The 22,244-nt window shown below is 65.4% G+C and carries 21 protein-coding genes and 2 riboswitches; of the genes, 9 read left to right on the forward strand and 12 right to left on the reverse strand.

What is annotated here, in order from left to right:
* The 6 genes from QF047_RS16320 to QF047_RS16345 form a co-directional block, all read right to left on the reverse strand.
* Positions 1-648, reverse strand: a complete 648-nt coding sequence (locus QF047_RS16320) for a molybdenum cofactor guanylyltransferase (RefSeq protein WP_306638197.1) — start codon at positions 646-648, stop codon at positions 1-3.
* A gap of 46 nt (positions 649-694) precedes the next feature.
* Complete coding sequence (locus QF047_RS16325; protein WP_306638196.1) at positions 695-1,195, reverse strand: HNH endonuclease; 501 nt, start codon at positions 1,193-1,195, stop codon at positions 695-697.
* Positions 1,196-1,440: 245 nt separating this feature from the next.
* Positions 1,441-2,202: an NlpC/P60 family protein gene (locus QF047_RS16330; RefSeq protein ID WP_306638195.1), complete on the reverse strand. Its 762-nt coding sequence runs from the start codon at positions 2,200-2,202 to the stop codon at positions 1,441-1,443.
* Positions 2,203-2,366: 164 nt separating this feature from the next.
* The gene (locus QF047_RS16335) at positions 2,367-3,047 is read right to left on the reverse strand and encodes a C40 family peptidase (protein WP_307279238.1); all 681 of its coding nucleotides are present in this window, start codon (positions 3,045-3,047) and stop codon (positions 2,367-2,369) included.
* A gap of 70 nt (positions 3,048-3,117) precedes the next feature.
* Positions 3,118-3,314, reverse strand: a riboswitch (cyclic di-AMP (ydaO/yuaA leader).
* Between the two features lie 112 nt (positions 3,315-3,426).
* On the reverse strand, positions 3,427-4,248 hold the full coding sequence (locus QF047_RS16340; RefSeq protein WP_307282008.1) for a M23 family metallopeptidase: 822 nt from the start codon (positions 4,246-4,248) through the stop codon (positions 3,427-3,429).
* A 10-nt stretch (positions 4,249-4,258) separates the two neighbouring features.
* Positions 4,259-4,501: riboswitch (cyclic di-AMP (ydaO/yuaA leader) on the reverse strand.
* Between the two features lie 103 nt (positions 4,502-4,604).
* A complete protein-coding gene (locus tag QF047_RS16345; RefSeq protein ID WP_306638191.1) occupies positions 4,605-5,312 on the reverse strand; it encodes a metal-dependent transcriptional regulator in 708 nt (235 codons plus the stop codon).
* Between the two features lie 278 nt (positions 5,313-5,590).
* Between QF047_RS16345 and serC the strand changes: the two genes are divergently transcribed.
* Positions 5,591-6,721 carry a phosphoserine transaminase gene (gene serC, locus QF047_RS16350; RefSeq protein ID WP_307279241.1) on the forward strand — a complete coding sequence of 377 codons (1,131 nt, stop codon included), beginning with the start codon at positions 5,591-5,593 and terminating at the stop codon, positions 6,719-6,721.
* A gap of 185 nt (positions 6,722-6,906) precedes the next feature.
* On the opposite strand, the gene QF047_RS16355 is transcribed toward serC, so the two are convergent.
* A complete protein-coding gene (locus QF047_RS16355) occupies positions 6,907-7,578 on the reverse strand; it encodes a DUF3027 domain-containing protein (RefSeq protein ID WP_307279242.1) in 672 nt (223 codons plus the stop codon).
* 5 nt (positions 7,579-7,583) lie between these two features.
* Positions 7,584-7,967 (reverse strand): cold-shock protein, encoded by a 384-nt coding sequence (locus QF047_RS16360; protein ID WP_009358151.1) that lies wholly within the window; start codon positions 7,965-7,967, stop codon positions 7,584-7,586.
* 284 nt (positions 7,968-8,251) lie between these two features.
* Here QF047_RS16360 and QF047_RS16365 point away from each other — a divergent pair, with 284 nt between their 5' ends.
* The 7 genes from QF047_RS16365 (at position 8,252) to QF047_RS16395 (ending at position 15,895) form a co-directional block, all read left to right on the forward strand.
* Complete coding sequence (locus QF047_RS16365; RefSeq protein WP_306638185.1) at positions 8,252-8,485, forward strand: hypothetical protein; 234 nt, start codon at positions 8,252-8,254, stop codon at positions 8,483-8,485.
* Between the two features lie 10 nt (positions 8,486-8,495).
* Entirely contained in the window at positions 8,496-10,979 is a 2,484-nt protein-coding gene (locus QF047_RS16370) for a helicase-associated domain-containing protein (protein ID WP_307279248.1), read from the forward strand.
* Positions 10,980-10,992: 13 nt separating this feature from the next.
* Complete coding sequence (locus QF047_RS16375; RefSeq protein ID WP_307279251.1) at positions 10,993-12,639, forward strand: DNA repair helicase XPB; 1,647 nt, start codon at positions 10,993-10,995, stop codon at positions 12,637-12,639.
* A 67-nt stretch (positions 12,640-12,706) separates the two neighbouring features.
* The gene (locus tag QF047_RS16380; protein WP_307279253.1) at positions 12,707-13,207 is read left to right on the forward strand and encodes a DUF427 domain-containing protein; all 501 of its coding nucleotides are present in this window, start codon (positions 12,707-12,709) and stop codon (positions 13,205-13,207) included.
* Between the two features lie 98 nt (positions 13,208-13,305).
* A complete protein-coding gene (locus QF047_RS16385) occupies positions 13,306-14,016 on the forward strand; it encodes a response regulator transcription factor (protein ID WP_306638178.1) in 711 nt (236 codons plus the stop codon).
* Between the two features lie 2 nt (positions 14,017-14,018).
* Entirely contained in the window at positions 14,019-15,500 is a 1,482-nt protein-coding gene (locus QF047_RS16390; RefSeq protein ID WP_307279258.1) for a cell wall metabolism sensor histidine kinase WalK, read from the forward strand.
* 107 nt (positions 15,501-15,607) lie between these two features.
* Entirely contained in the window at positions 15,608-15,895 is a 288-nt protein-coding gene (locus tag QF047_RS16395) for a WXG100 family type VII secretion target (RefSeq protein WP_306638176.1), read from the forward strand.
* Between the two features lie 35 nt (positions 15,896-15,930).
* Here QF047_RS16395 and QF047_RS16400 read toward each other — a convergent pair whose 3' ends face one another.
* A complete protein-coding gene (locus QF047_RS16400; protein ID WP_307279260.1) occupies positions 15,931-17,094 on the reverse strand; it encodes a ribonuclease HI family protein in 1,164 nt (387 codons plus the stop codon).
* Between the two features lie 271 nt (positions 17,095-17,365).
* Here QF047_RS16400 and QF047_RS16405 point away from each other — a divergent pair, with 271 nt between their 5' ends.
* Positions 17,366-18,676, forward strand: coding sequence for an ABC transporter substrate-binding protein (locus QF047_RS16405; RefSeq protein ID WP_307279261.1), 1,311 nt, complete (start codon positions 17,366-17,368; stop codon positions 18,674-18,676).
* A gap of 84 nt (positions 18,677-18,760) precedes the next feature.
* On the opposite strand, the gene groL is transcribed toward QF047_RS16405, so the two are convergent.
* The 3 genes from groL to QF047_RS16420 all read right to left on the reverse strand — a co-directional run bounded on the left by groL (position 18,761) and on the right by QF047_RS16420 (position 22,201).
* A complete protein-coding gene (groL, locus tag QF047_RS16410) occupies positions 18,761-20,389 on the reverse strand; it encodes a chaperonin GroEL (RefSeq protein WP_091417205.1) in 1,629 nt (542 codons plus the stop codon).
* 328 nt (positions 20,390-20,717) lie between these two features.
* Positions 20,718-21,998: an ABC transporter substrate-binding protein gene (locus QF047_RS16415; RefSeq protein ID WP_307279265.1), complete on the reverse strand. Its 1,281-nt coding sequence runs from the start codon at positions 21,996-21,998 to the stop codon at positions 20,718-20,720.
* Positions 21,995-22,201: a cold-shock protein gene (locus QF047_RS16420; RefSeq protein ID WP_306638169.1), complete on the reverse strand. Its 207-nt coding sequence runs from the start codon at positions 22,199-22,201 to the stop codon at positions 21,995-21,997. The genes QF047_RS16415 and QF047_RS16420 overlap by 4 nt, the downstream gene beginning before the upstream one ends.
* Positions 22,202-22,244: the final 43 nt, after the last annotated feature.

A 22,244-nucleotide genomic window follows, 5' to 3' on the forward strand; every position in this document is an offset into this window, starting at 1 on the left:
TCAACTGCTGCCGCGCCGGTCCTGGCGCACGTCCGGCTTCCCGGCGTCAACTCCTAATGCGGCGGCATCATCCCAGGTATCCACATCGGCTGTGGTACCGGCGGGGACGGTGACAAGCTGCAGATCAAGACTAGCAAGGAGGGAGCGCATGGAGCCGTCGATTAACCTGCCGCGCGAGGCCAACTCCTGCACGGCTCTTTTTAACCCGTCCGTGCGGTAAAAACCCACCAGCATTTGGGCAGTACCGTCTTCGGAACAGGCCATCACGCCGTCGCCGGCATACCCCGCCAAGGCGAGGGACTCCGCCAATGCCTGCACGGCGCCGGTAACCCGGGGCATGTCGCAGGCCAGCACCAACGTGAAATCCCGTCCGCCGCCGGCCCGGCCGAGCGCTTCGAGCCCGGCCGCGACAGCAGCAGCCGGTCCTGCGAACTCCGGCTCCTCGCGGCAGGCGACCACCCCCGCAGGCAACGGCCCCGGATCCGGGCCCACCACTGCTGTCAGGGACGCGGCGGAGCATGCCGCAAGAGACCGCTGCAGCAGGGTGGCGCCTTCAAAGACCAGCCCCTGCTTAGGTACCCCGCCCAGGCGGGAAGACCTGCCGCCGGCAAGGACCAGGGCGTCGAAGTCCAACCTGTTCTGCTCCACTCCCCCAGCCTAATCGGGAGCGCACCCGAGCCAAGCCCGAGGTCTTTCAGGCAGCGCGCTCCGGCAGCAGGAACGGATCCCAGGCAGGGGTTGGCTTCTCGAGTTCCTTGATCTGCCAGATGGTGCCGTGCGGAGGCTCGGGCACGAACCGCAGCTTCCAGCCCATCTCCGCCGGGGTGTGATCACCTTTGACGTTGTTGCACCGAAGGCATGCGGCCACGAGGTTCTCCCAGGAATCCGCTCCGCCGCGGGACTTGGGGTGGACATGGTCGATAGTGTGCGCAGCTTTTCCGCAATAGGCGCACTTGTGCCCGTCACGCCGGAGCACGCCGCGTCTGCTGACAGCCGTGGACTGGTTGTATCTGGGACGGATGTAGCGGTTCAGGAGGATCACGGACGGGCGGCCCAGAATCTCCTGGGGTCCCACGACAGGATCGTCCCCTTCGGCCACGACGCTCGCCTTGCCCGTAAGCACAAGCACCAGCGCCCGGCGGAAGGTAATAACCGCCAGCGGTTCATATCCAGCATTCAGAACGAGAGTGCGCATGCACGTACCTCTTCACGGCCGCACCCGTCAGGGGCACGAGGGCCGGCTGCCCCCGGCATATCCGGGCTATGGATCGACACCACAAGAGTAAACAAAGAAGTGCACTATCGGCTAATTGCGGCGTACAGCCCCCGCCGTGTCCGGCCGCGGTGACCGGCGGGACATGCCGCTTAAACGAAACAACCCCTGCCGTTGGGCAGGGGTTGTGTTCAATTCCGTCAGCCCGAATCAACGGGCCGGGGATGTCAGTTGACGCGGATGAAGACCGGGCCGGAACCAACGTTGGCGCTGAAAACAACGGTCTGGTTGCCGTTGTAGCCGCCGTGCACTGCCTGGCCGTTTCCGGCGTAGACAGCGATGTGTGCCATTCCGGCGCCGCCGTCGGCGTAGTAGATCAGGTCGCCCGCCTGCGCTTCGGCGGCGCTCACGGTGCGGCCCAGGGAGAGGTAACCGGCGGGCCAGTCGTGGAAGTTGATGCCGACGGCGGCCAGGGAGTTGGTGACCAGCATGGTGCAGTCCTGCATCACACCGAGCTGGGCGTAGGCGGCGGAGAGGATAGCTGCACCCTTGCCGCTCGCCGAAGCGGCGGGGGCTGCGGCAGGAGCGGATGCGGTCACCTTGGCGGCAACGACGGGCTTGGCAGCCGGAGCGGCTGCTTCCTGGACCTCAACCTGAACCTCGGGCTCCGGCGCTTCCACAACGGGAGCCGGAGTGGTGGTCACTGCGGGCTTCTCGTAGGAAATGGCAATGGTGGACTCAGCCGAAATCGGAGCCTCAACCGTTGATTCAACTTCCAGGTTGGAGGCCGGGGCAGAGTCACGCTGGACGTTGGCGTCGGCAGCGTTGGCGGCCAGGCCGCTGGTGAGGACCAGGCCGGACGCGGCAGCGATCACTGCCGCCTGGCGTCCGACGCCGCCGGCGTTCTCGCCCACAGCTTTGGCAATGATGGCCAGCGAATTGGTTTTGGTGACCTCGGCGCGATGCCGTGCGGTTGCACGAGTAGTCATCAGTTCTCTCTTTCGTTTTCCCCAGTCGCCTTGTAGGCAGACAGGGGGTTTTGGACGTGCCGGCATCTTGGGGGTACGCCGGCACGTCCCGAACGGGGATGTGGTGATTTAGCGAAGAGTGTGTTTGGGCAAAGAAAAAGCCCTTGGACCCGAAGGTCGAAGAACTAGCCCTTGGAGACAGTGAAGAACGCGGAGGAGCCGGTTGCGGCCACGGCGTGCAGCAGCGTTCCCTGGGAGGGGTTCAGGGCGCTGATCATCATGCCGTTGCCGACGTAGATGCCAACGTGTGCGCCGCCATTCTGCATCACCAGGTCGCCCGCCTGAGGAGTGGATGTGGGCGTCATGGCAGTCCATGCATTGGTGCGGGGGATGCTGATGCCGGCCTGCGCGTAGACCCACTGGGTGAAGCCCGAGCAGTCCCAGCCGGTGACGGGGCTGGTGCCGCCCCACACGTACGAGTGACCGATGCCGGTGTACGCGATGGCGGCGATGCCTGAGGTGGAGGCGGAGGAGACGGTTTCGGCCAGCTTCTCCTTGGCGGAGGAAGCGGTTCCGGTGGCAGCGGTTCCATTACCCGAGTCTGTGGACTGGGTGCGTACGGCCTGCACCTTGGGAGCGGCTGTGGTCTTGACCACGGGGCGCTCGAAAGAGACAGTGGCCGTGGGGGCCGCAGTAACGGCAAGGGCGGTCTGCGCCGACCCGGACTCCGTTGAGGCAGACACACCAGCGTTGGTGTCTGCCGCGGTGGCCGGCAAGCCCATGGTCAGGATGAGGCCGGAAGCAGCTGCGATAACGGCAGCCTGGCGACCAACTGTCCCGGCATTGGCACTAACAGCCTTGGACACCGCGTCCAAGGGGCTGGTACGAACCGTTTGCGCACGGTGGCGCGCAGAATTATGGCGTGAAGACACGAAGGTAGCCTCTCCCAATGCCTGCGAGGTGAGCTGTCGGATTCGGATGGGAGTCACCCGGCCACGCGGCTTCCAAGGAAGCTTTGTGACTTAACCCCAAGGCCTTCCCGCTGGAAAGGCCAAAATTGGTTCCCCCGCCCCTGCCAGACGATGTCATGCGAACGGACCTTGAGCGGTGGCAGAGTTAGGCAATCCGCACAAGAGCGTCAACTTCGGAAAAGTTGACGCGAGTTAGACGGTACAGCAGTTTTGACTGAATGTCACATTCAGGTCACGGCAAGTCAAGATCATCTGATAGTTCACCGTCACTTGACTACAGCCAGACGGTGGGGTCAACGACCTCGCCGTTGACCTGGACTTCGAAGTGGAGGTGGCAGCCTGTGGACGCCCCCGTAGTGCCGCTGAGCGCCACAACTTCCCCGCGGGAGACCGTCTGGCCTTCCTTGACGTTGAAGGACGACAGGTGGTTGTAGGTGGTTTCCAGGCCGTTGCCGTGGTCGATCACGACGCGGTTCCCGCCGCCGAACTGATGCCAGCCCACAAAGGTGACGGTACCGGTGGCCGCAGCCATGACGGACGTCCCGCATTGGGCCACATAGTCCTGTCCGCGGTGGAAGTCCCCGGTGCCGCCGGTGATGGGGCTGACCCGGTAGCCGAATGGCGATGCGGTGGTCATCACGGCCAGCGGGGCGCCGAGGCTTCCGGCCGAGGCGGCCCGGCTGATGGCGCCGGCCGACTGCGCGCTGAGCAGCTGCTTCAGTTTCCCGTCCGGATCAGCCTGGGTCACCACGGCGGAGCGGCTGAAGTCGATTTGGGCCCCGGCTTCCGCGGAGATCTGAGGCTGGGGCGTCACGGAGGAGGCGGCAACGGGGGCGGCGCCCGAGGCGTCAGTGGCCATAACAGGACTGGTGGCCGGGACTGTCACGGTGAGGACCAGGCCGGTGGCAGCAAGCGCGATGCCGGCCTTCTGGCCGATGCCGCTGGCGGCTGCGAATTCGGTCACCTGGCGGAGGGGACCCCGACGCCGGCGAGCATCACGGTGCGGATCGCGGGGACGCTCCGAGGTGATGACTTCGACAACGCGCGGTGTCGAAGCAGGGCCCGCCGCGCGGCGGCGTCCCCTGGAATTCTGCATGGTCAAGAACGGTTCCTCTCTGGAAAGCCTGCGAAGTTAGCTGTCGGATTCAGGTCAGAGAGTTCAAAGACCCGGTCCGCCGTAAGCAAGCTTCGGCACAGAGATATCCCATTAAGGATCCTTCGCTGGAAGAGGCTTGCTGCTGACGGACTTCACCCCAAGACAGTCCCCCGCTGCCGGTTGTGGTTCCCCCGCCTCTGCCAGTTACGACTCGTGCTCCTGATCCGCTGGCAGAGCTCGGCTCCAGATCAGGTAACGCTTTAATATCAACGCTTGGTTCAACTATAGAGGCTTAAGCCCCTTAGTAACAATTCCGTTATCTTTGGCTAAACACCCCGTTATGGGGTATCCCGTCCCTAACCCGCGGGCTGGCGGATGGCCACGAACACGTGCGCAGCAACCTCCGGCGGCAGCTCCAGGGCCCCTTCAATGCCGGGAACGCGCACCGAAATGTAATCACCCACCCGCTCCAGTGAAACGGCGGCGCCCGGACGGATACCGCCCTCGTCAAGCTGGGACAGCAGCTCCGGCTCCACCTGGATGGGCTCCGCGAGCCGGCTCACGGTCACCTCTGATGCCGGACCATAGGATTTCATCGCTTCCAGGAGGCTGATGGCACCGTCGGCAAGGCCCAGTGACGGAGAACCGCCCAAGGCTGCCAGGCCTGGAATCGGATTCCCGTACGGAGACTCCGTGGGATGGTTGAGCAGCTCGTAGATGCGCCGCTCCACGCGTTCGCTCATGACATGCTCCCAGCGGCAGGCTTCGTCGTGGACGTAGGCCCAGTCGAGACCGATGACGTCGGCGAGCAGGCGCTCGGCAAGGCGGTGCTTGCGCATGACCTCCGTGGCGCGCTTCCGCCCCGTTTCGGTGAGCTCAAGGTGCCGGTCTCCGGAGACGACCACCAGGCCGTCCCGCTCCATCCGGCCGATGGTCTGGGAGACGGTGGGCCCGGAGTGGCGGAGCCGCTCGGCGATGCGCGCACGAAGAGCCACGATGTTCTCTTCTTCAAGCTCCAGAATGGTCCGAAGGTACATTTCCGTAGTGTCGATCAGATCCGTCATCCAGCTCAGCTCCTCGAGCGCAGTACCTTGCGTTGTCCCACCGTATCGCCTTGACTGCGACGTAGTCCGTGGAAAAGCTTAGCCTATTTTGACTTTGTCCGAATAGTTCGCGCCTGTGCTACGCAGGCGTCTCATTGGCTGGACTATGACGGCCCGGGTTCCCGCCGAAACAGCGCTTCAGGCAGAATGAGGAAGGCCCTGGTTGCAGTCACCGCCGACTGCCGGCCGCCAACACCCGTCCGGACCAAAGTTACGTCCACGCCGAAATTGGAGCACCTGTGAGCGAAACCAGCATCACTATTCCCGCCGACCTCCTGCCGAAGGACGGACGGTTCGGCGCCGGGCCCTCCAAAGTCCGGCAGGAACAGATCGATGCGCTGTCAGCCGCGTCAAAGAAGATCCTCGGCACGTCCCACCGCCAGGCCCCTGTCAAGAACCTGGTGGGCTCTGTCCGGGAAGGCCTGAGCCAGTTCTTCCGCGCACCCGAAGGGTATGAGGTGGTGCTCGGCGTGGGCGGTTCCACCGCCTTCTGGGATATTGCAAGCTTTGGCCTGGTGGAGAAGAAGGCACAGCACCTGTCCTTTGGTGAATTCGGCTCCAAATTCGCCGCAGCCACCAACAAAGCCCCCTTCCTGGACGCGTCCTCCATCATCAAGTCCGAACCCGGTACCCGCCCCTCGGCGCAGGCAGAAGCAGGCGCGGATGTTTACGCCTGGCCGCAGAACGAGACCAGCACAGGCGTTTCGGCCCCTGTGCAGCGCGTTGCCGGCGCGGACGAAGGTGCATTGGTCCTGGTGGACGCCACCTCTGCCGCAGGCGGCCTGGATGTCGATGTTGCCCAGAGTGACGTTTACTACTTCGCGCCGCAGAAAAACTTTGCCTCCGACGGCGGACTTTGGCTTGGGCTCTTCTCCCCGGCCGCCCTGGAACGGGCAGCGAGGATCAAGGCCAGCGACCGCTGGATTCCGGACTTCCTGGATCTGCAGACGGCCATCGACAACTCGCGCCTGAACCAGACCTACAACACCCCGTCGCTGTCCACCCTGGTGACTCTGGACGCGCAGGTGCAGTGGTTGAACTCCAACGGCGGCCTGGACTTCGCGTCCGCCCGCACGGCTGACTCCGCCGGCCGCATCTACAGCTGGGCCGACGCCTCCGGGTTCGCCACTCCCTTTGTCACCAACCCGGACGAGCGCTCCAACGTCATCGCCACCATCGACTTCGATGAGTCCGTGGACGCGGCCGTGGTTGCCAAGGTACTGCGCGCCAATGGCGTGGTGGACACCGAGCCTTACCGGAAGCTGGGCCGTAACCAGCTGCGCATCGCAACGTTCGTGGCCATTGAGCCCGCCGACGTTTCCGCCCTGCTCGCAAGCATCGATTACGTGGTGGACGAGCTGCGCAAGTAGGACTGCACAAGCAACCGAACCGGCGCGGGCTGGGGGCTGCTCGCGCACTCCGCCAGCCCGGGTCAGTTGCCCCTCCCCAAGCCACCAGGGCGCTGAGGCATTAAAGAACGACGGCGCCGCCCGGGTTTTCCCCGGGCGGCGCCTTTTGTCTGTCTTCGGAGGAGCGCTCCATAAGAGCGTCCCGGTCAGGAAGTGCCGGCGTCGCCCTCGGCGGACTGGTCCGGCTCAGCGGCTGCAGAGGCACCCGCTTCAGGTGCGCCTGCCTCAGATTCCTGGCCTTCAGGCCCTGCAACAGCATCTTCCGCAGCATCGGATTCCGCCGGCCCAGCCTCGGCTGTTTCTGTTTCTGTTTCCGGTTCCTGTTCCCGCTCAGGTTCCTGCTCATCTTCAGGCCGGACACGTTCCGCCCAGGGAACCCATTCCGGGGCCAGGATGGAGTCCTCGGACGGCAGCAGGCCCAGCTCATTGACGGTCACAACCTTGGAGCGTGAGTTCCGCGTCAGGACCGCGAACCATTGCCAGCCGCCGTAGCCGGGCAACCGGGATTCAAAGAGGTGCGTCACCAGGCGGTCGCCCTCGCTCTTGGCTCCCAGGTGGCGCCCGATGTCCGCCGGCGCCGTAATGCCTTCGATCGCGCTTCGGGCAGTTTCCACGGCGGCGGCAAGGAAGGCGTCGGGCTTTCCGGTGCGCCATGCCGGCACACCGGCGCGCGGCCTCGCAGTCCTCACGGCAGCAGGGGCCGGTGACGCGGCGGCCGAAACGGTCCCCTCCGGCTCCGGTTCCGGGGACACCGGATCCCGGGACACCAACTCCTGCGACTCCACTGCCGGCTCCTGCTGATCAGCTTCCGAACTCATCAGGGCTAAACGTCCAGCTCGTCGGCAACCTTACGCAGGGCGGCGGCGATGGCCTTACCCTTGTTGCCTTCCGGGTATTTGCCTTTGGAGAGGGTTCCGGACAGGTTGTCCAGCACGCTCACCAAGTCCTGGACCAGCGGGGCAAGGTCCCGGGCACTGGGCCGTTTCGCCTTGGCGATGGACGGCGTCTTATCGAGCACGCGCAGCCCCAGGGCCTGTGCACCCTTGCGGCCGTCTGCGACACCAAATTCAACGCGGGTGCCGGCCTTAAGCTCCGTTACACCCTCTGGCAGCGAGGATTTAGGCAGGAACACTTCCTGGCCGTCTTCGCCCGCGAGGAAACCGAAGCCTTTGTCCTTGTCATACCACTTGACCTTGCCGGTAGGCACGTAATCAACCTTCTTCGTTCTGACGTCTTGAGACACGGCCAGCTGTCACCGCATCCGCATTGTTGTGCGGGTTCAGGGTATGACGGCTGGAGACCGTGTTGGTCTGTATCCCTCAAGGTTATCCTGCCCCATCCCCTAATCCTGCTTTCGGCGGCACCTCCCCACCCGCGCCCTAGCCTCGCAAGCTCGGCCAGGGAACCCTACGGGCGTGGGCCCCCCAACCGCGCCCTGGCCTCCCGGAACGCATGCCGGCCCTGACGGACGGGGCTGTTAGCGTTACGTCCATGACACCCTCGCGTTACCGGCGGCCCCTGACGATCTTCGCCGCGGTTATTGCCGTGCTCTCGCTGGCAGCGGTGGCAGCCGTCATGGCCTTTGCCTTCGCAGGTTCGGTGGCTCCGGCCTGGGTCACCTATGCCGCGCTGTACGGCCTGCCGCTGGCGTTCCTCCTGATGCTGTTCCTTGTCCTGGACAGCGTCGCCGGGCGCCGCCGGGCAGGAAAACCTGACGGGCGGTAACGTTGGACTGATGTCCCTTATTCGCGCGCTCAGCAAGGACCTGGAGGCCCGCAGCGACGACTCGTTGCGGTCGCTGTTTGACGCGCGGCCGGACCTCATCTCCCCCGCCGTGCCGGATTTCGCCGCCCTGGCCGCCAGGGCCAGCGGGAGGGTCAGCGTCCAGCGCGCCCTGGAGCGCCTCAACCGGCCCCAGATGCAGGTCCTGGAAACCCTCCATCTGTGTACGAACACCGACACGAAGCACAGCGCTTCAGCCGCGGGCCTCCGCCACCTGATTTCAGGATCCACCCTCGCAGCCGTGGAGCGGATCCTGGCGTCACTCCAGGACCTCGCGCTGGTACACCGCGCCGAACCCCCGCACGGAACTCCCGCCGGCAAGCAGCGCTACTACCTCCCCGTGGGCAGCCTGAAGGACGTGGTGGGGATATATCCCGCCGGACTGGGGCGGAGCTACACGGAGCTGGTGCGCCTCCAGCCCGCGTTCGCGCAACGGGCGGTTCAGCTTGTTTCCGAACTGCACCGGAGGGGCGTCGCCATCCATGGCGCCACCACGCCCATGGAGGCAGCGCTGGCGCTGCAGCACTGGACGTCCTCCCCTGAGGCGTTGCAGGATATCTTGTCCACCGCTCCGGAACGCACGACGGCGCTGCTCGCCAAATTCCGGAACTGGGCCATGGGTGCCGTCCCCCAGGCGCAACGCAAGGCATCCATCACCACCGAGGGATCCGACGTCGGCCCCGTTGACTGGCTCCTGGCCCGGGGCCTGCTGGTGCCGTTGGACGCCGCCCACGTGGAACTGCCGCACAGCGTGGGACTGTCACTGCGCGGCGGCGCCATCATCAATGACTTCGCACTGTCACCGCCGGTCCCCGAGCTCGGCCGCACCAGCGCCGCCCTGCGCCGGAATGCGGCGCTCGGCGCCATCGCAGAAACCCTGCGGCTCGTGGGCGAAATGCTCCATGCCGTGAAGGAACAACCGCTGGCCACCCTCCGCAGCGGAGGTGTGGGCGTCCGCGAGATGAGGCGGCTCGCTGATGTGCTCCGGATCGACCAGCTACGCGTCGGGCTGCTCCTGGAGCTCTGCGGGCTCGCGGGCCTGATCCGGCTGGACGTTGACTCCTCGTCCTGGATCCAGCCGCCCGAGTTGGAGTGGCTCGTCCTGCCCCGGCAGGAACAATGGCTCTGGCTGGTGAACGCCTGGCTGGCCAGCGAGCGCGTACCGTCCATGGTGGGGCAGCCCATCAGCGGAACGCCCGGAGCAGCGGCGGGGCACCGCGCCGCATCGGGGAGCACCGTTATTGCGTTGTCGGCGGAGGCGCAGCGGCCTGACGCCCCGGTGGTGCGCAAGCGGATCCTGGAGATTCTCAACGAACTCACCCAGGAAGCGGCGGCACCGGACGGAACTGCGCCGGTGCTGGACGCAGCCGCGGTCCTGCAGCGCGCCGAGTGGGCCCAGCCGCGGATGGCCCGGCGCTTCAGTTCCCTGATCCGCGGAGTGCTGGCCGAAGCCGAAATCCTCGGTCTGCTGGGCTCTGGAGCGCTGAGCCAGCTGGGGAGCGCCATCGCCGCCGATGATCCGGACGCCGCACTCGCCATCCTGGGCGAGCACCTGCCGGCCGAGCTGAACCACGTGCTGCTCCAGGCGGACCTGACTGCTGTGGCCCCCGGATACCTTGCGCCGGCCCTGACGGAGAAACTGCTGCTGATGGCGGACGCGGAAGGACAGGGGCCGGCCACCATCTACCGGTTCTCGCCCGGTTCCATCCGCCGGGCCCTGGACGCCGGACATAATGCCCAGGCCCTGCTGGAGTTCCTGCGGGAACACTCAGCCACGGCCGTCCCGCAGCCGCTGCAGTACCTCGTGGAGGACACGGCCGCCCGGCACGGCCGGCTGCGGGTGGGCGCCGCCGGGAGCTTTATCCAAAGCGAAGACGAAGGGGCGCTGCTTGACCTGCTGCAAGGGCCCAAAACCGAGGGGCTCGGCCTGGTACGGATTGCTCCGACCGTCCTCATCTCCTCCGCTGCCCCACGCGAAACAGCGCAGGTGCTGCGCAGCCTGGGTCTCTCGCCATCGCTTGACGAATCCGAACAGCCTGTACTCCGGCTCCGGCGTGTCCCTGCGCCGCACAGCCCTTCCCGGCCCGTGTACACCGCCCCACGGACCGCGCCGGAAGCGGAGGAAGTGCAAGCTCAACTGGACGTGCTCCGCCATCGCCCTGCCGCCGTCGTAAGCCACCACCCGGGGCAGGCGGACATTGGCTCCGAAGCAGCCACCCAGCTGGGGCTGGAAGCCCTGCAGCGCGCCATCCGGCTGAAGCAGCGGATCAGCATGAACGTGGTGGACGGCATGGGGAATGCCAACCTCGAAATTGTTGTTCCCCTCTCAGTGAGCGGCGGACGCGTCCGGGTCTTCGACCCCGCGAAGGACACCGAACGGGTGCTGTCCATCCACCGCATTATCGATATTGAGGCCGCAGAGGAACTGCGCCAGTGAAGGACTCCCCCGAGTGAACGACGGACCCCTGATTGTCCAGAGCGACAAGACCATCCTCCTTGAGGTGGACCATGAGCTCGCCACCGAAGCCCGGCACGCCATAGCGCCGTTCGCCGAACTGGAACGTGCGCCCGAGCATGTCCACAGCTACCGGTTGACGCCCTTGGGCCTGTGGAATGCCCGGGCCGCCGGCCTGGACGCCGAAAGAGTCCTGGACACACTGCTGAAGTATTCGCGCTTCCCGGTGCCGCATTCGCTGCTGATCGACGTCGAGGAGACGATGTCGCGCTATGGCCGGCTGCGCCTGGAAAAGGACCCGCAGCACGGTCTGGTGATGCGGACGGACGACTACCCGGTGCTTGAGGAAGTGATCCGGTCCAAGAAGATCCAGCCGCTCCTGGGCCCGCGGATTGACGGCGAAACAGTGGTGGTGCACGCGTCCCAGCGAGGCCAGCTCAAGCAGCTTCTGCTCAAGATCGGCTGGCCCGCCGAGGATTTGGCCGGCTATGTGGACGGCACCCCGCACCTGATCGCGCTGAACGAGGACGGCTGGAAACTGCGGCCCTACCAGCAGATGGCCAGTGACAATTTCTGGGCCGGCGGCAGCGGCGTCGTGGTGCTTCCCTGCGGGGCGGGCAAAACCCTCGTGGGCGCGGCGGCGATGGCAACCGGCTCCACCACCACCCTGATCCTTGTCACGAACACCGTGGCCGCCCGGCAGTGGAAGGATGAGCTGCTCAGGCGCACCTCCCTCACCGAGGAAGAAATCGGCGAGTACTCAGGCGCCGTCAAGGAAGTGCGGCCAGTGACCATTGCCACCTACCAGGTGCTCACCACCAAGCGCGGCGGCCTGTATCCGCACCTTGAACTGGTGGACGGGCATGACTGGGGCCTGATCATCTACGACGAGGTCCACCTGCTTCCTGCCCCGATTTTCCGGATGACGGCGGACCTGCAGGCCCGGCGCCGCCTGGGCCTCACCGCAACACTGGTGCGCGAAGACGGCCGCGAGGGCGAGGTCTTCAGCCTGATTGGACCCAAGCGCTACGACGCGCCGTGGAAAGACATCGAGTCCCAGGGCTACATCGCCCCCGCGGACTGCGTGGAGGTCCGGGTGGACCTGCCGCGGGATGAGCGCGTCGCCTACGCCATGGCAGACGACGCCGACAAGTACCGGCTCTGCGCCACGTCGGAGTCCAAGACGCAGGTGGTGGAGCAGCTCGTGGCCCGGCACACCGGGGAGCAGCTGCTGGTCATCGGCCAGTACATCGACCAGCTGGACGAGCTCGGCGAGCGCCTCCAGGCGCCGGTCATCAAAGGCGACACCTCCGTGAAGGTGCGCCAGAAGCTCTTCGATGCATTCCGTGCCGGTGAGATCCAGACGCTCGTGGTTTCCAAGGTGGCCAACTTTTCCATCGACCTCCCGGAAGCGTCGGTGGCGATCCAGGTATCGGGTTCCTTCGGGTCGCGGCAGGAGGAAGCGCAGCGCCTGGGCCGGCTTCTCCGTCCCAAGAAGGACGGCCGGGCAGCCCGGTTCTACTCGCTGGTGGCGCGGGACACCCTGGACCAGGACTTCGCCGCCAAACGCCAGCGTTTCCTCGCCGAGCAGGGCTATGCCTACCGGATCATGGACGCCAAGGACGTGGAAACGGCGGAGTAGCCGTATCCCCGGTTGTCGCACCCGGACCACCCGCCGCAGTTCTGCTCGGCCATTGCATACTGGAAGCATGCGACACCCTGTGGAACCCGTTGTACCGCAGCCTGGCCAGGAATCTGTCTGGGGCTACCCCCGTCCCCCACGCGTTGAGCCGAGCCAGGAACGGATCCGGGTCGTCCTTGGCGGAGAGCTCATCCTCGACGTCACGGAGTCAGTGCGCGTTCTGGAGACCAGCCACCCGCCGGTCTATTACTTCCCCCGGGAAGCCTTCAGGCCCGCAACACTGGAGCTTGCCTCAGGGACCAGCTATTGCGAGTTCAAGGGGACAGCACAGTACCTGAACATCCGCGGCGGTGGCCTGTTGGCTGCTGCGGCAGGATGGTTCTATCCGCAGCCTGCGCCGCCCTACATAACGTTGACCGGGCATGTGGCACTGTACCCGGGCAAGATGGACTATTGCGAGGTGGACGGTGAGTGCGTCCGTCCCCAAGCTGGCGCTTTCTATGGCGGGTGGATCACCAGCAGGGTGGTTGGGCCATTCAAGGGCGAGCCGGGAACGATGTTTTGGTGAACCGCTCCTCTTTCCACTTAATCTTCGCGTTTGCTCTTCACAACAGGCTCCCAACGAATATCCAGACAACTCCCAGAGTCTGGGAGCATGATGGGAGCATGAACAAGAACGGCCCTGAAGCGAAGCTCCTCGTGGTGGACGACGAGCCCAACATCCGCGAACTGCTCTCAACCTCCCTGCGGTTCGCCGGATTCGACGTCGTTTCCGCAGCCAACGGACGCGACGCCCTTGCCGCTGCGGACCTGCACGCACCGGACCTTGCCGTCCTGGACGTGATGCTTCCGGACATGGACGGGTTCACCGTCACCCGCCGACTGCGCGCATCAGGCAAGCACTTCCCTGTCCTGTTCCTGACCGCCAAGGACGATACCGAGGACAAAGTCACCGGCCTCACTGTGGGCGGCGACGATTACGTCACCAAACCCTTCAGCCTGGACGAGGTAGTGGCGAGAATCCGCGCCGTCCTGCGGCGGACCCAGCCCATGCTCGACGACGACGCCGTCATCCGCGTGGATGACTTGGAACTCGACGACGATGCCCACGAAGTGCGCCGTGGCGGCACTGTCATCGAACTCTCCCCCACCGAGTTCAAGTTGCTCCGCTACCTCATGCTCAACCCCAACCGGGTGCTGTCCAAGTCGCAGATCCTGGATCACGTGTGGGAGTACAACTTCAACGGTGACGCGTCCATCGTTGAGTCGTATATCTCCTACCTGCGCCGGAAGGTTGACCTCGATCCGGAGGCTCCGGCGCTGATCCAGACCAAGCGCGGCGTGGGCTACGTGCTGCGGACGGCCGAAAAGCGCTGACCTTGTTGAAGCGGTGGAAAACAGCCTCCCTGCGGTCCCAGCTGGTAGCAATGATCATGGGCCTGCTGGTGGTGGCACTGACGGCAACCGGCGGCGTCACCCTGACGCTGCTGCACAGCTACCTTCAGGAGCAGGTGGATGACAAGCTGTACGCCGCCGTCGCCCTGGCGGCAAAGCAGCAGTCGTTCAGTCAGCTGCAGGCGCCGACGAACCCGATCATCCCCACCGACTATTCCCTGATCCTGTACCGGGACCAGCAGGAGCCCTACCCCTTCGGCGGCGACAAGCAGAACCATCCGGACATCGCGAACATGTCCGTGGCGCAGGCAGAGTCCCAGGGCCGGGTCCCCTTCCAGGTGCGCGGCACCGACGGGGAAAACTGGCGCGTGGTGGCGGTTAACGTCCTGAGCAATGACGAGCCCGCCGTGGTGGTGATCGGGCTGCCCCTGCGAAACGTGGATGATGTCGTTAAGCACGCCAACCTGGTGGTGGCCGGAGTGGGCCTGCTGACGCTGCTGCTGGCATCGCTGATCGGCAGCTGGACGGTCAGCCGGTCCTTCAGGCCGCTGGCACGGGTGGAGAAGACTGCCGCGGCCATTGCCGCCGGTGACCTGTCGCGCCGGGTCGATGTGGACAACCCGCACACGGAATTGGGCCGGCTGGGCAGTTCCCTGAACGCCATGCTCGCCCACATCGAATCGGCCTTTGCCGCACGCACCGCGTCGGAGGCGAGGATGCGCCGGTTCGCTGCCGACGCCTCGCACGAACTGCGGACCCCGCTGGTGACCATCCGCGGCTTCTCCGAGCTCTACCGGCATGGCGCCCTGGCCACCGACGAAGACGTTGCCACCGCCATGGGCAGGATCGAAAGCGAAGCCAAGCGCATGGGCTCCATGGTGGAGGACCTGCTGCTGCTCGCCCGCCTCGATGAGCAGCGGCCCTTGCAGCAAAAGCCTGTCGACCTCCAGCTGATTGCCCACGATGCCGTGGTGGACACACAGGCCAGCTCCCGTGCCCGGGTCATCTCCCTGGTCGGGCTCGACGGCGGCAAGGCAGCTCCCGCACCCGTGTTGGGCGACGAGGCCAAACTCCGCCAGGTGGTGGGCAACCTTGTGGGCAATGCCTTGCGTTACACCCCCGATGACACCCCCATTGAGCTGGCTGTTGGCGTCCGCGCGTCAGAGGACGGGCGCCAGAGGTCCGTCATTGAAGTCCGGGACCACGGACCGGGTATCTCCGAGGAAGATGCGTCGAAGGTCTTCGAGCGTTTCTACCGTGCAGACACGTCGCGCACGCGGGAGACGGGCGGCAGCGGCCTGGGCCTGGCCATTGTGGCAGCCATTGTGGGCTCCCACGGCGGATCTGTCCGGGTGGAGAATACCGACGGCGGCGGGGCCACACTGGTGGTCAGCCTTCCGCAGCGCGAGGACGCGCCGGTGCAGGCCAAAGCCGAGGGCGTCGACGGCGAGGTTATCCACATATAGGCTCCGGTCGTGGCCGCGGGAAGATGCGCATCCATAGGCTTGTTGCAGTTGCCCGGACCAGCCGGGCATGGGAGCAAACGCTGCCCGTTACTGCGAAAGGCATTGCCATGAGCATCATCTCCGTCGACACCGAACTCCTGCAGCTCAAGTCTGCCAATGTCCAGGCCACGGTGGACCGGATCAGCGCCGACGTCCAGGCCATGAAACGCGGACTGGATGAGCTCCAGGGGTCCTGGCGCGGCTCCGCGGCCACCAACTTCCAGGCCCTCGTCACGGAATGGACCCTTACGCAGGGCAGGGTGGAAGCTTCCCTCGCGTCGATCAATATGGCCCTGGCGTCGGCGGCCGCCACCTACGCCCAGGCGGAGCAGGGAAACACCCAGCGGTTTAGCTGAGCCAACCTGGCGGCGAGGCGCCCGGAGTGCGCGTGTCAGGCTTCGGGGGTGCCCTGATGGAACCGAAGCCGCCAGCGGTCGCCGTCCAGCACCCACAGCGAGCTTCGGAGCGTTGTGCCTGAGCGCGCGAAGCTCCGGTAGGTCAACAGGACCGCGGCGGGGCCGATGCGGTCCGCGCCAAGGATCTCAATGTCGGTCCGCTCGCCGGGATCTTCTTCCAGGGCCATCATCATGGCATCCCTGGTCCAGACCCGGCCCGAGCTGCCGATCTCCAGGAAGTCGGGGTGCAGGAGGACAGCTGTCCTGCCGATATCACCGCGCACCAGGGGGCCCAGCAGTTCCCGCTCCAGCTCCTCCACCAGCGCTTCAGGCGGTGCCGTTTGGGCCTGGCCAGATGCCCCAGCCAGGTCAAAGGCCCCGCCGTCCAGCTGGGCAAAGTCCAGCTGCGCGAAGTCCTGCTGGCTGGGGCGCTGGTGGCCAATGTCCTGCCGGCTCGTATTCCGTCCAGCGTCCTGCCGGCTCGTATTCCGTCCAGCGTCCTGCCGGCTGGTGGATTCCGGGCTGATGCTCTGACGGGGAAGGGCCGGCTCCTGAGTCTTCCGCCCTGAGGCGGCCTGCTGCGCCAGCTCCTGCTGGCTGAAGAGGTCGGGTTCACGGGGTGGTGCTGCCAAAGTCTGGGCAGTGGCTGAAACGGCACCGGCTGCATGGGCTCCCGATGCGGAAAGGTGGTGGGTGCCGGGAAATCCTGGCCCGGAGCGGGCAGCCACCCCCTGCTGGTAGGCCGTGGCCGCGGCTCGCGCCCGCTCGTCCGCGGCTTCGTTCAGGTCATGCCCTGCGTGCCCCTTGACCCACTCGAACCTGTATTTCCGCCCCGCCAGTTCCCGGTCCAGTTCCTTGAGCAGGTCCACGTTCAGCACTGGCTTGCCATCGGCCTTCCGCCAGCCCTTACGTTTCCAGCCCGGCATCCACTTGGTGATCGAGTTGATGACGTACTGGCTGTCACAGAGGATGTGCAGGTCCTCCTGGGGCAGGTGGGCAGTAGCCCGCAGAAGATCAAGGACAGCCATCAGCTCACCCTGGTTATTGGTACCGTGAGGCCACCCGCCGGCGCGCCAGCAGTCGTCGTTCACGTACCAGGCCCAGCCCGCCGGGCCGGGGTTTCCCAAAGCCGAACCGTCGGCCGCTGCAGTAATCGTCACCGGTCCATCCTGCCAGAAGACGCCGGAAATGCGCTGGTCCCGGCCCACCCACACCTCCCCGCCGCGACGTGCGCCGGCCGACAGCTGTGGCCGCTCGGGCGGGCGCGCGCGAGGGAAAGCGTTTACCGAAAGTGCTTGACGAAGGCATCGGGACACCGGCACAATCGGATGTCATACGAGAAAACGCTTTCTCCGATCCGGGCGAGGCAGGCGAAGTTGCCCTTTGCGGGCCAGGAGAATGTGTGTGGTCAACAGAACGAGAGGCACATCAATGACGATTCCAACCGGCAGGCGGGGAAAGATCCGGCTCGGCGCAGTGGCCATTGCCCTTTCCCTCCTCGCAACGGGCTGTGGCACGTCCGGCGGTTCCGGCAACAACCAGGAAGTCACCCTGCGGTTTGCCTGGTGGGGCAACGAGTACCTCAATTCCCAGACCGAAAAGGTCATTGACGCTTTTGAAGCGGAACACCCGAATATCAAGATCGAATCCGAGCCCGGCGAGTGGGCCAGCTACTGGGACAAGCTCGCCACCAAGACTGCGGCGAACGACGCGCCGGACGTCATCCAGATGGACCAGAAGTACATCGCCGAATACGGCGGACGCGGAGCCCTCCTTGATCTGTCCAAGCAGGACGATATCGATACCTCCAAGCTGGACAAAGAAGGCTTGGCTTCCGGCCAGTACGACGACGCCCAGTACGGGATCAGCACCGGCCAGAATGCCTACGTCATCATGGCCAATTCCAAAGTCTTCGACGCAGCCGGCGTTCCCCTCCCGGATGACACCAAGTGGACCTGGGATGACTTTATGGCCACGGCCGCCAAGATCAGTGCCGCAGGCGACGGCAAGAACTACGGTGCGGCCTACGGCACCAATGAAGCCGACCTGATCATCTGGCTGCGGCAGCACGGCGAGAATCTTTATTCAGAGGACGGGAAGCTGGCCTTCGAAACGTCCACTGCTGCCTCGTTCTGGGAGCGCCTGAAGGAACAGCGTAATTCGAAGGCCAGTCCGCCGGCCACCGTCGCCACCGAGGACGCCGGTGCCGGACTGGAAGAAAGCCTCTTCGGCACCAACAGGGTTGGCATGGCCTGGTGGTGGACCAACCAGCTCGGATCGCTCGAGGCTACTACCGGCAGCAGCATTAAGATGCTCCGGGCACCCAGCGTTGACGGTTCTGCCGCTCAGAACGGCATGTACTACAAGCCCAGTATGTTCTGGTCCGCCTCCTCACGGTCAAAGCACCCCAAGGAAGCCTCGACGTTCATCAACTTTTTGGCCAACAGCCCCGAAGCCGGAGCGATCCTGATGACGGACCGCGGCGTCCCAACCAATTCAGAGATCGTCGAAGGCATCAAGCCCACTCTCAAGCCGGCGGACACCACGGTGGTCAGCTTCCTGAAGGATCTCGGCCCGGATATCAAGGGGGCTCCCCCAGTTCCCCCTGTAGGGGCCGGCAGCGTGCAGAACGTGGTCAAGCGGTACACCGATGAAGTCCTCTACGACAGGCTCACGCCGCAGGCAGCTGCTGACGCCTTCAAAAAGGAAGTTGAAGGAATGCTGGCCAGCGCCAGGAAGTAAAAAGGCTTCGGACGCAAAATGCGGCCCCCTCTTTCAAGGGGGCCGCATTTATGTTCTCGCGGGACCAGGCCCGGCAGGGAAGGCTTAGAAGCCGCCCATGCCGCCCATGTCGTCGCCGCCGCCAACCGGGGCAGCGTTCTTCTCGGGCTTGTCAGCCACGACTGCCTCGGTGGTGAGGAACAGGCCGGCAATGGAGGCCGCGTTCTGCAGGGCAGAGCGGGTTACCTTGACGGGGTCGTTCACACCGGCAGCCAGCAGGTCGACGTATTCGCCGGTTGCAGCGTTCAGGCCGTGGCCAGCGGGCAGGCCGCGGACCTTGTCAACCACAACGCCCGGCTCCAGGCCGGCGTTGAAGGCGATCTGCTTCAGCGGGGCGTCGATCGCAACGCGGACGATGTTCGCACCGGTTGCTTCGTCGCCGGAGAGCTGCAGGTTGGCGAATGCCTTGGCACCGGCCTGGATGAGGGCCACGCCGCCACCGGCGACGATGCCTTCTTCAACTGCAGCCTTGGCGTTGCGCACTGCGTCTTCGATGCGGTGCTTGCGCTCCTTGAGCTCAACCTCCGTTGCGGCACCGGCCTTGATGACTGCAACGCCGCCGGCCAGCTTGGCCAGGCGCTCCTGCAGCTTCTCGCGGTCGTAATCCGAATCGGAGTTCTCGATCTCGGCGCGGATCTGTGCCACGCGGCCGGCGATCTGGTCGGCGTCGCCTGCACCTTCGACGATGGTGGTCTCGTCCTTGGTGACAACAACCTTGCGTGCCTTGCCCAGGAGCTCCAGGCCGGCGTTCTCCAGCTTGAGGCCAACTTCTTCGGAGATGACCTGGCCGCCGGTGAGGACGGCGATGTCGGCCAGCTGCGCCTTGCGGCGGTCACCGAAGCCCGGAGCCTTGACGGCAACGGACTTGAAGGTGCCGCGGATCTTGTTGACGATCAGGGTGGCCAGGGCCTCGCCCTCGATGTCCTCTGCGATGATCAGCAGCGGCTTGTTGGACTGCATGACCTTCTCGAGGACAGCAACCAGTTCCTTGACGTTGGAGATCTTCGAGTTGACGATCAGGATGTACGGATCCTCGAGGACCGTTTCCTGGCGCTCGGCGTCAGTGACGAAGTAGGCGGAGATGTAGCCCTTGTCGAAGCGCATGCCTTCGGTGAGCTCAAGCTCCAGGCCGAAGGTGTTGGACTCCTCGACGGTGATGACGCCTTCCTTGCCAACCTTGTCCAGGGCTTCGGCAATGAGGGCACCAATTTCTTCGTCGCCGGCGGAGATGGATGCCGTAGCGGCGATCTCTTCCTTGGTTTCGATTTCCTTGGCGGAGTTCAGCAGCTCGGCGGTGACGGCTTCAACAGCCTTCTCGATGCCGCGCTTGAGGGACAGCGGGTCGGCGCCGGCAGCAACGTTGCGCAGGCCTTCCTTCACCAGTGCCTGTGCCAGCACAGTAGCGGTGGTGGTACCGTCGCCAGCGACGTCATCGGTCTTCTTGGCAACTTCCTTGACCAGCTCGGCGCCGATCTTCTCGTAAGGATCGTCCAGCTCGATCTCCTTGGCGATGGAAACACCATCGTTGGTGATCGTGGGGGCGCCCCACTTCTTCTCGAGGACGACGTTGCGTCCACGCGGGCCGAGGGTGACCTTAACGGCGTCGGCGAGGATGTTCAGTCCCCGCTCAAGGCCGCGGCGTGCCTCTTCATCAAATGCAATGATCTTGGCCATAACGGCAATAGTCCTTTCGGGACAGTCGTTAAGAATGAACCTTCGCTGCAGTGCCCGCGACGGACGATCCTTCGCCATTGGCCTCTGTATGCCTCCGGGTGCGGATCTCACTCCAGTTAGGTGTTTCTTCGCTCCTCGACCGGTGCAGCGCGCCGCAGGCCGGAACCAGCTTTGCTTAGCAGTCGGTACGTCAGAGTGCTAACTCAATAATTAGCACTCCCCACGTGAGAGTGCAAGCGAAAGAAGCCGGACAGTCTCCCTGTTTAGCCCACGGCGAAGCCGGGCCGACAGCGAAGCCGGGCCAACAGTGAGGCCGGGCCCGGGCGGGTCAGCCTGCAGCCCGCCCGGCAGTCTCCCGGCCGCTGGGCGCAGGATTGTTGTCCGCCCCATAGGTGTAGACGGTGAAGGTGGCGGTGGTGATGTCCCCATTGGCGTCGAAGGCAACCGGGCCCGACACGCCGTCGTAATTAATATCCGGGCCGGACATCAGCCCTGCCCGGCAGTCCTTGTAGGTGAGGCAGGCTTCGGCCGCCGGTTTCCCGGTGGATCCTTCCACCGTTCCTCCGGAAGCAGCGATCAGGTTGGCGGCGATGGAGCGGCCCGCGTCGTCCTGCGCCCGGGCGGCAGCCAAGGCAGCAACGGTCACGGCGTCATAGGCCTCGGCCGCAAAGGATACATCCTTCAGGCCCGGATCCACCGTGAGCAGCCTGGCCTGGAAGTCCGCCTCGGGGAGCTGCCCGGCAACCACCGAGCGGGCGCCGTCGAGTGACTTGGCCGGCAGGCGGGAGCCGTAGCGCGCGAAGGCGCCGTCGCTGAGGATGATCCGTTTCCCGTCCACGCCGGCATTGCCCAGTTCGGCCAGGGCGCCCTGCGCACCATCCCGGGCGATGACTATTACCGCGTCCGCACTGGCCCTGTCCACGGCAGCAGCGGCACTGCCCGCCTCGCCCGGCTTGAAGCCGGCAGTGGCGGCCACTGCCAGGCCGGCCTCCCCGGCAGAGGCGGCGACGGCGGCAGACAAGTCCTTGCCGTAGGAGCCTTCCTGGTACATCACCGCCACAGTGTTGGCGCCGGCGTCCTTGGCGAGCTTCACGAGGACGGGGCCTTGCGCCACGTCGGCAGCTGCGGTCCGGAAGTAATAGCCGCCGCTGTTGGCGGTGCTCAGCCCGGCGGCCGTGTTGGCGGGCGAGATCAGCGGAGTCCGGGCGCGGGAGAGGATGTCGAGGGCGGCGGCGGCGTGGCTGGAATCGGTGGGGCCGATGACAACGTCAGCCTTAGCGGCAACGAGGGCCTGGGCCTGCCCGGCCGCATCCTGCCCGGATCCGGTGGGAAGGAGCTCCACCGGCTTGCCTTTATGGCCGCCGGCGGCATTGATCTCCTGCACTGCGAGCTTGGCGGCCGCCAGCTGCGGTGCGTTCAGGAAGGCGTTGTCGCCGGTGCTGTCCAGGATCAGCCCCACCCTCAAAGTGCCGTCTCCGGACGCCTCCACAGGTTCCACCCGCGCATTGCCTGTGGCGCCGGAACAGGCTGCCAGGGCCAGGATAGAACAGGCCGCCGCGGCCAGGACCGTCCGGCGGATGTCCGCGGGACGCAGGAAAGCGGTGTTCACTCGGCCGGCCGGACGCTTTCGGCCTGCGGGCCCTTCTCGCCTTCGCCCACCTCGAGCTCCACGCGCTGGCCTTCGTCGAGGGCCCGGTAGCCTTCGCCCTGGATTGCGGACCAGTGGACAAAGACGTCATCGCCCGTGCCGTCAACGGTAATGAAGCCGTAGCCCTTTTCCGCGTTGAACCATTTGACGGTTCCCAGTGCCATGTCCGACCACTCTTTCAATTGTGTCCGGGCGTCCCCGCCGCTG

It is taken from the genome of Arthrobacter sp. W4I7, assembly GCF_030816215.1.
GTDB classification, from domain to species: Bacteria; Actinomycetota; Actinomycetes; order Actinomycetales; family Micrococcaceae; genus Arthrobacter; species Arthrobacter siccitolerans_A.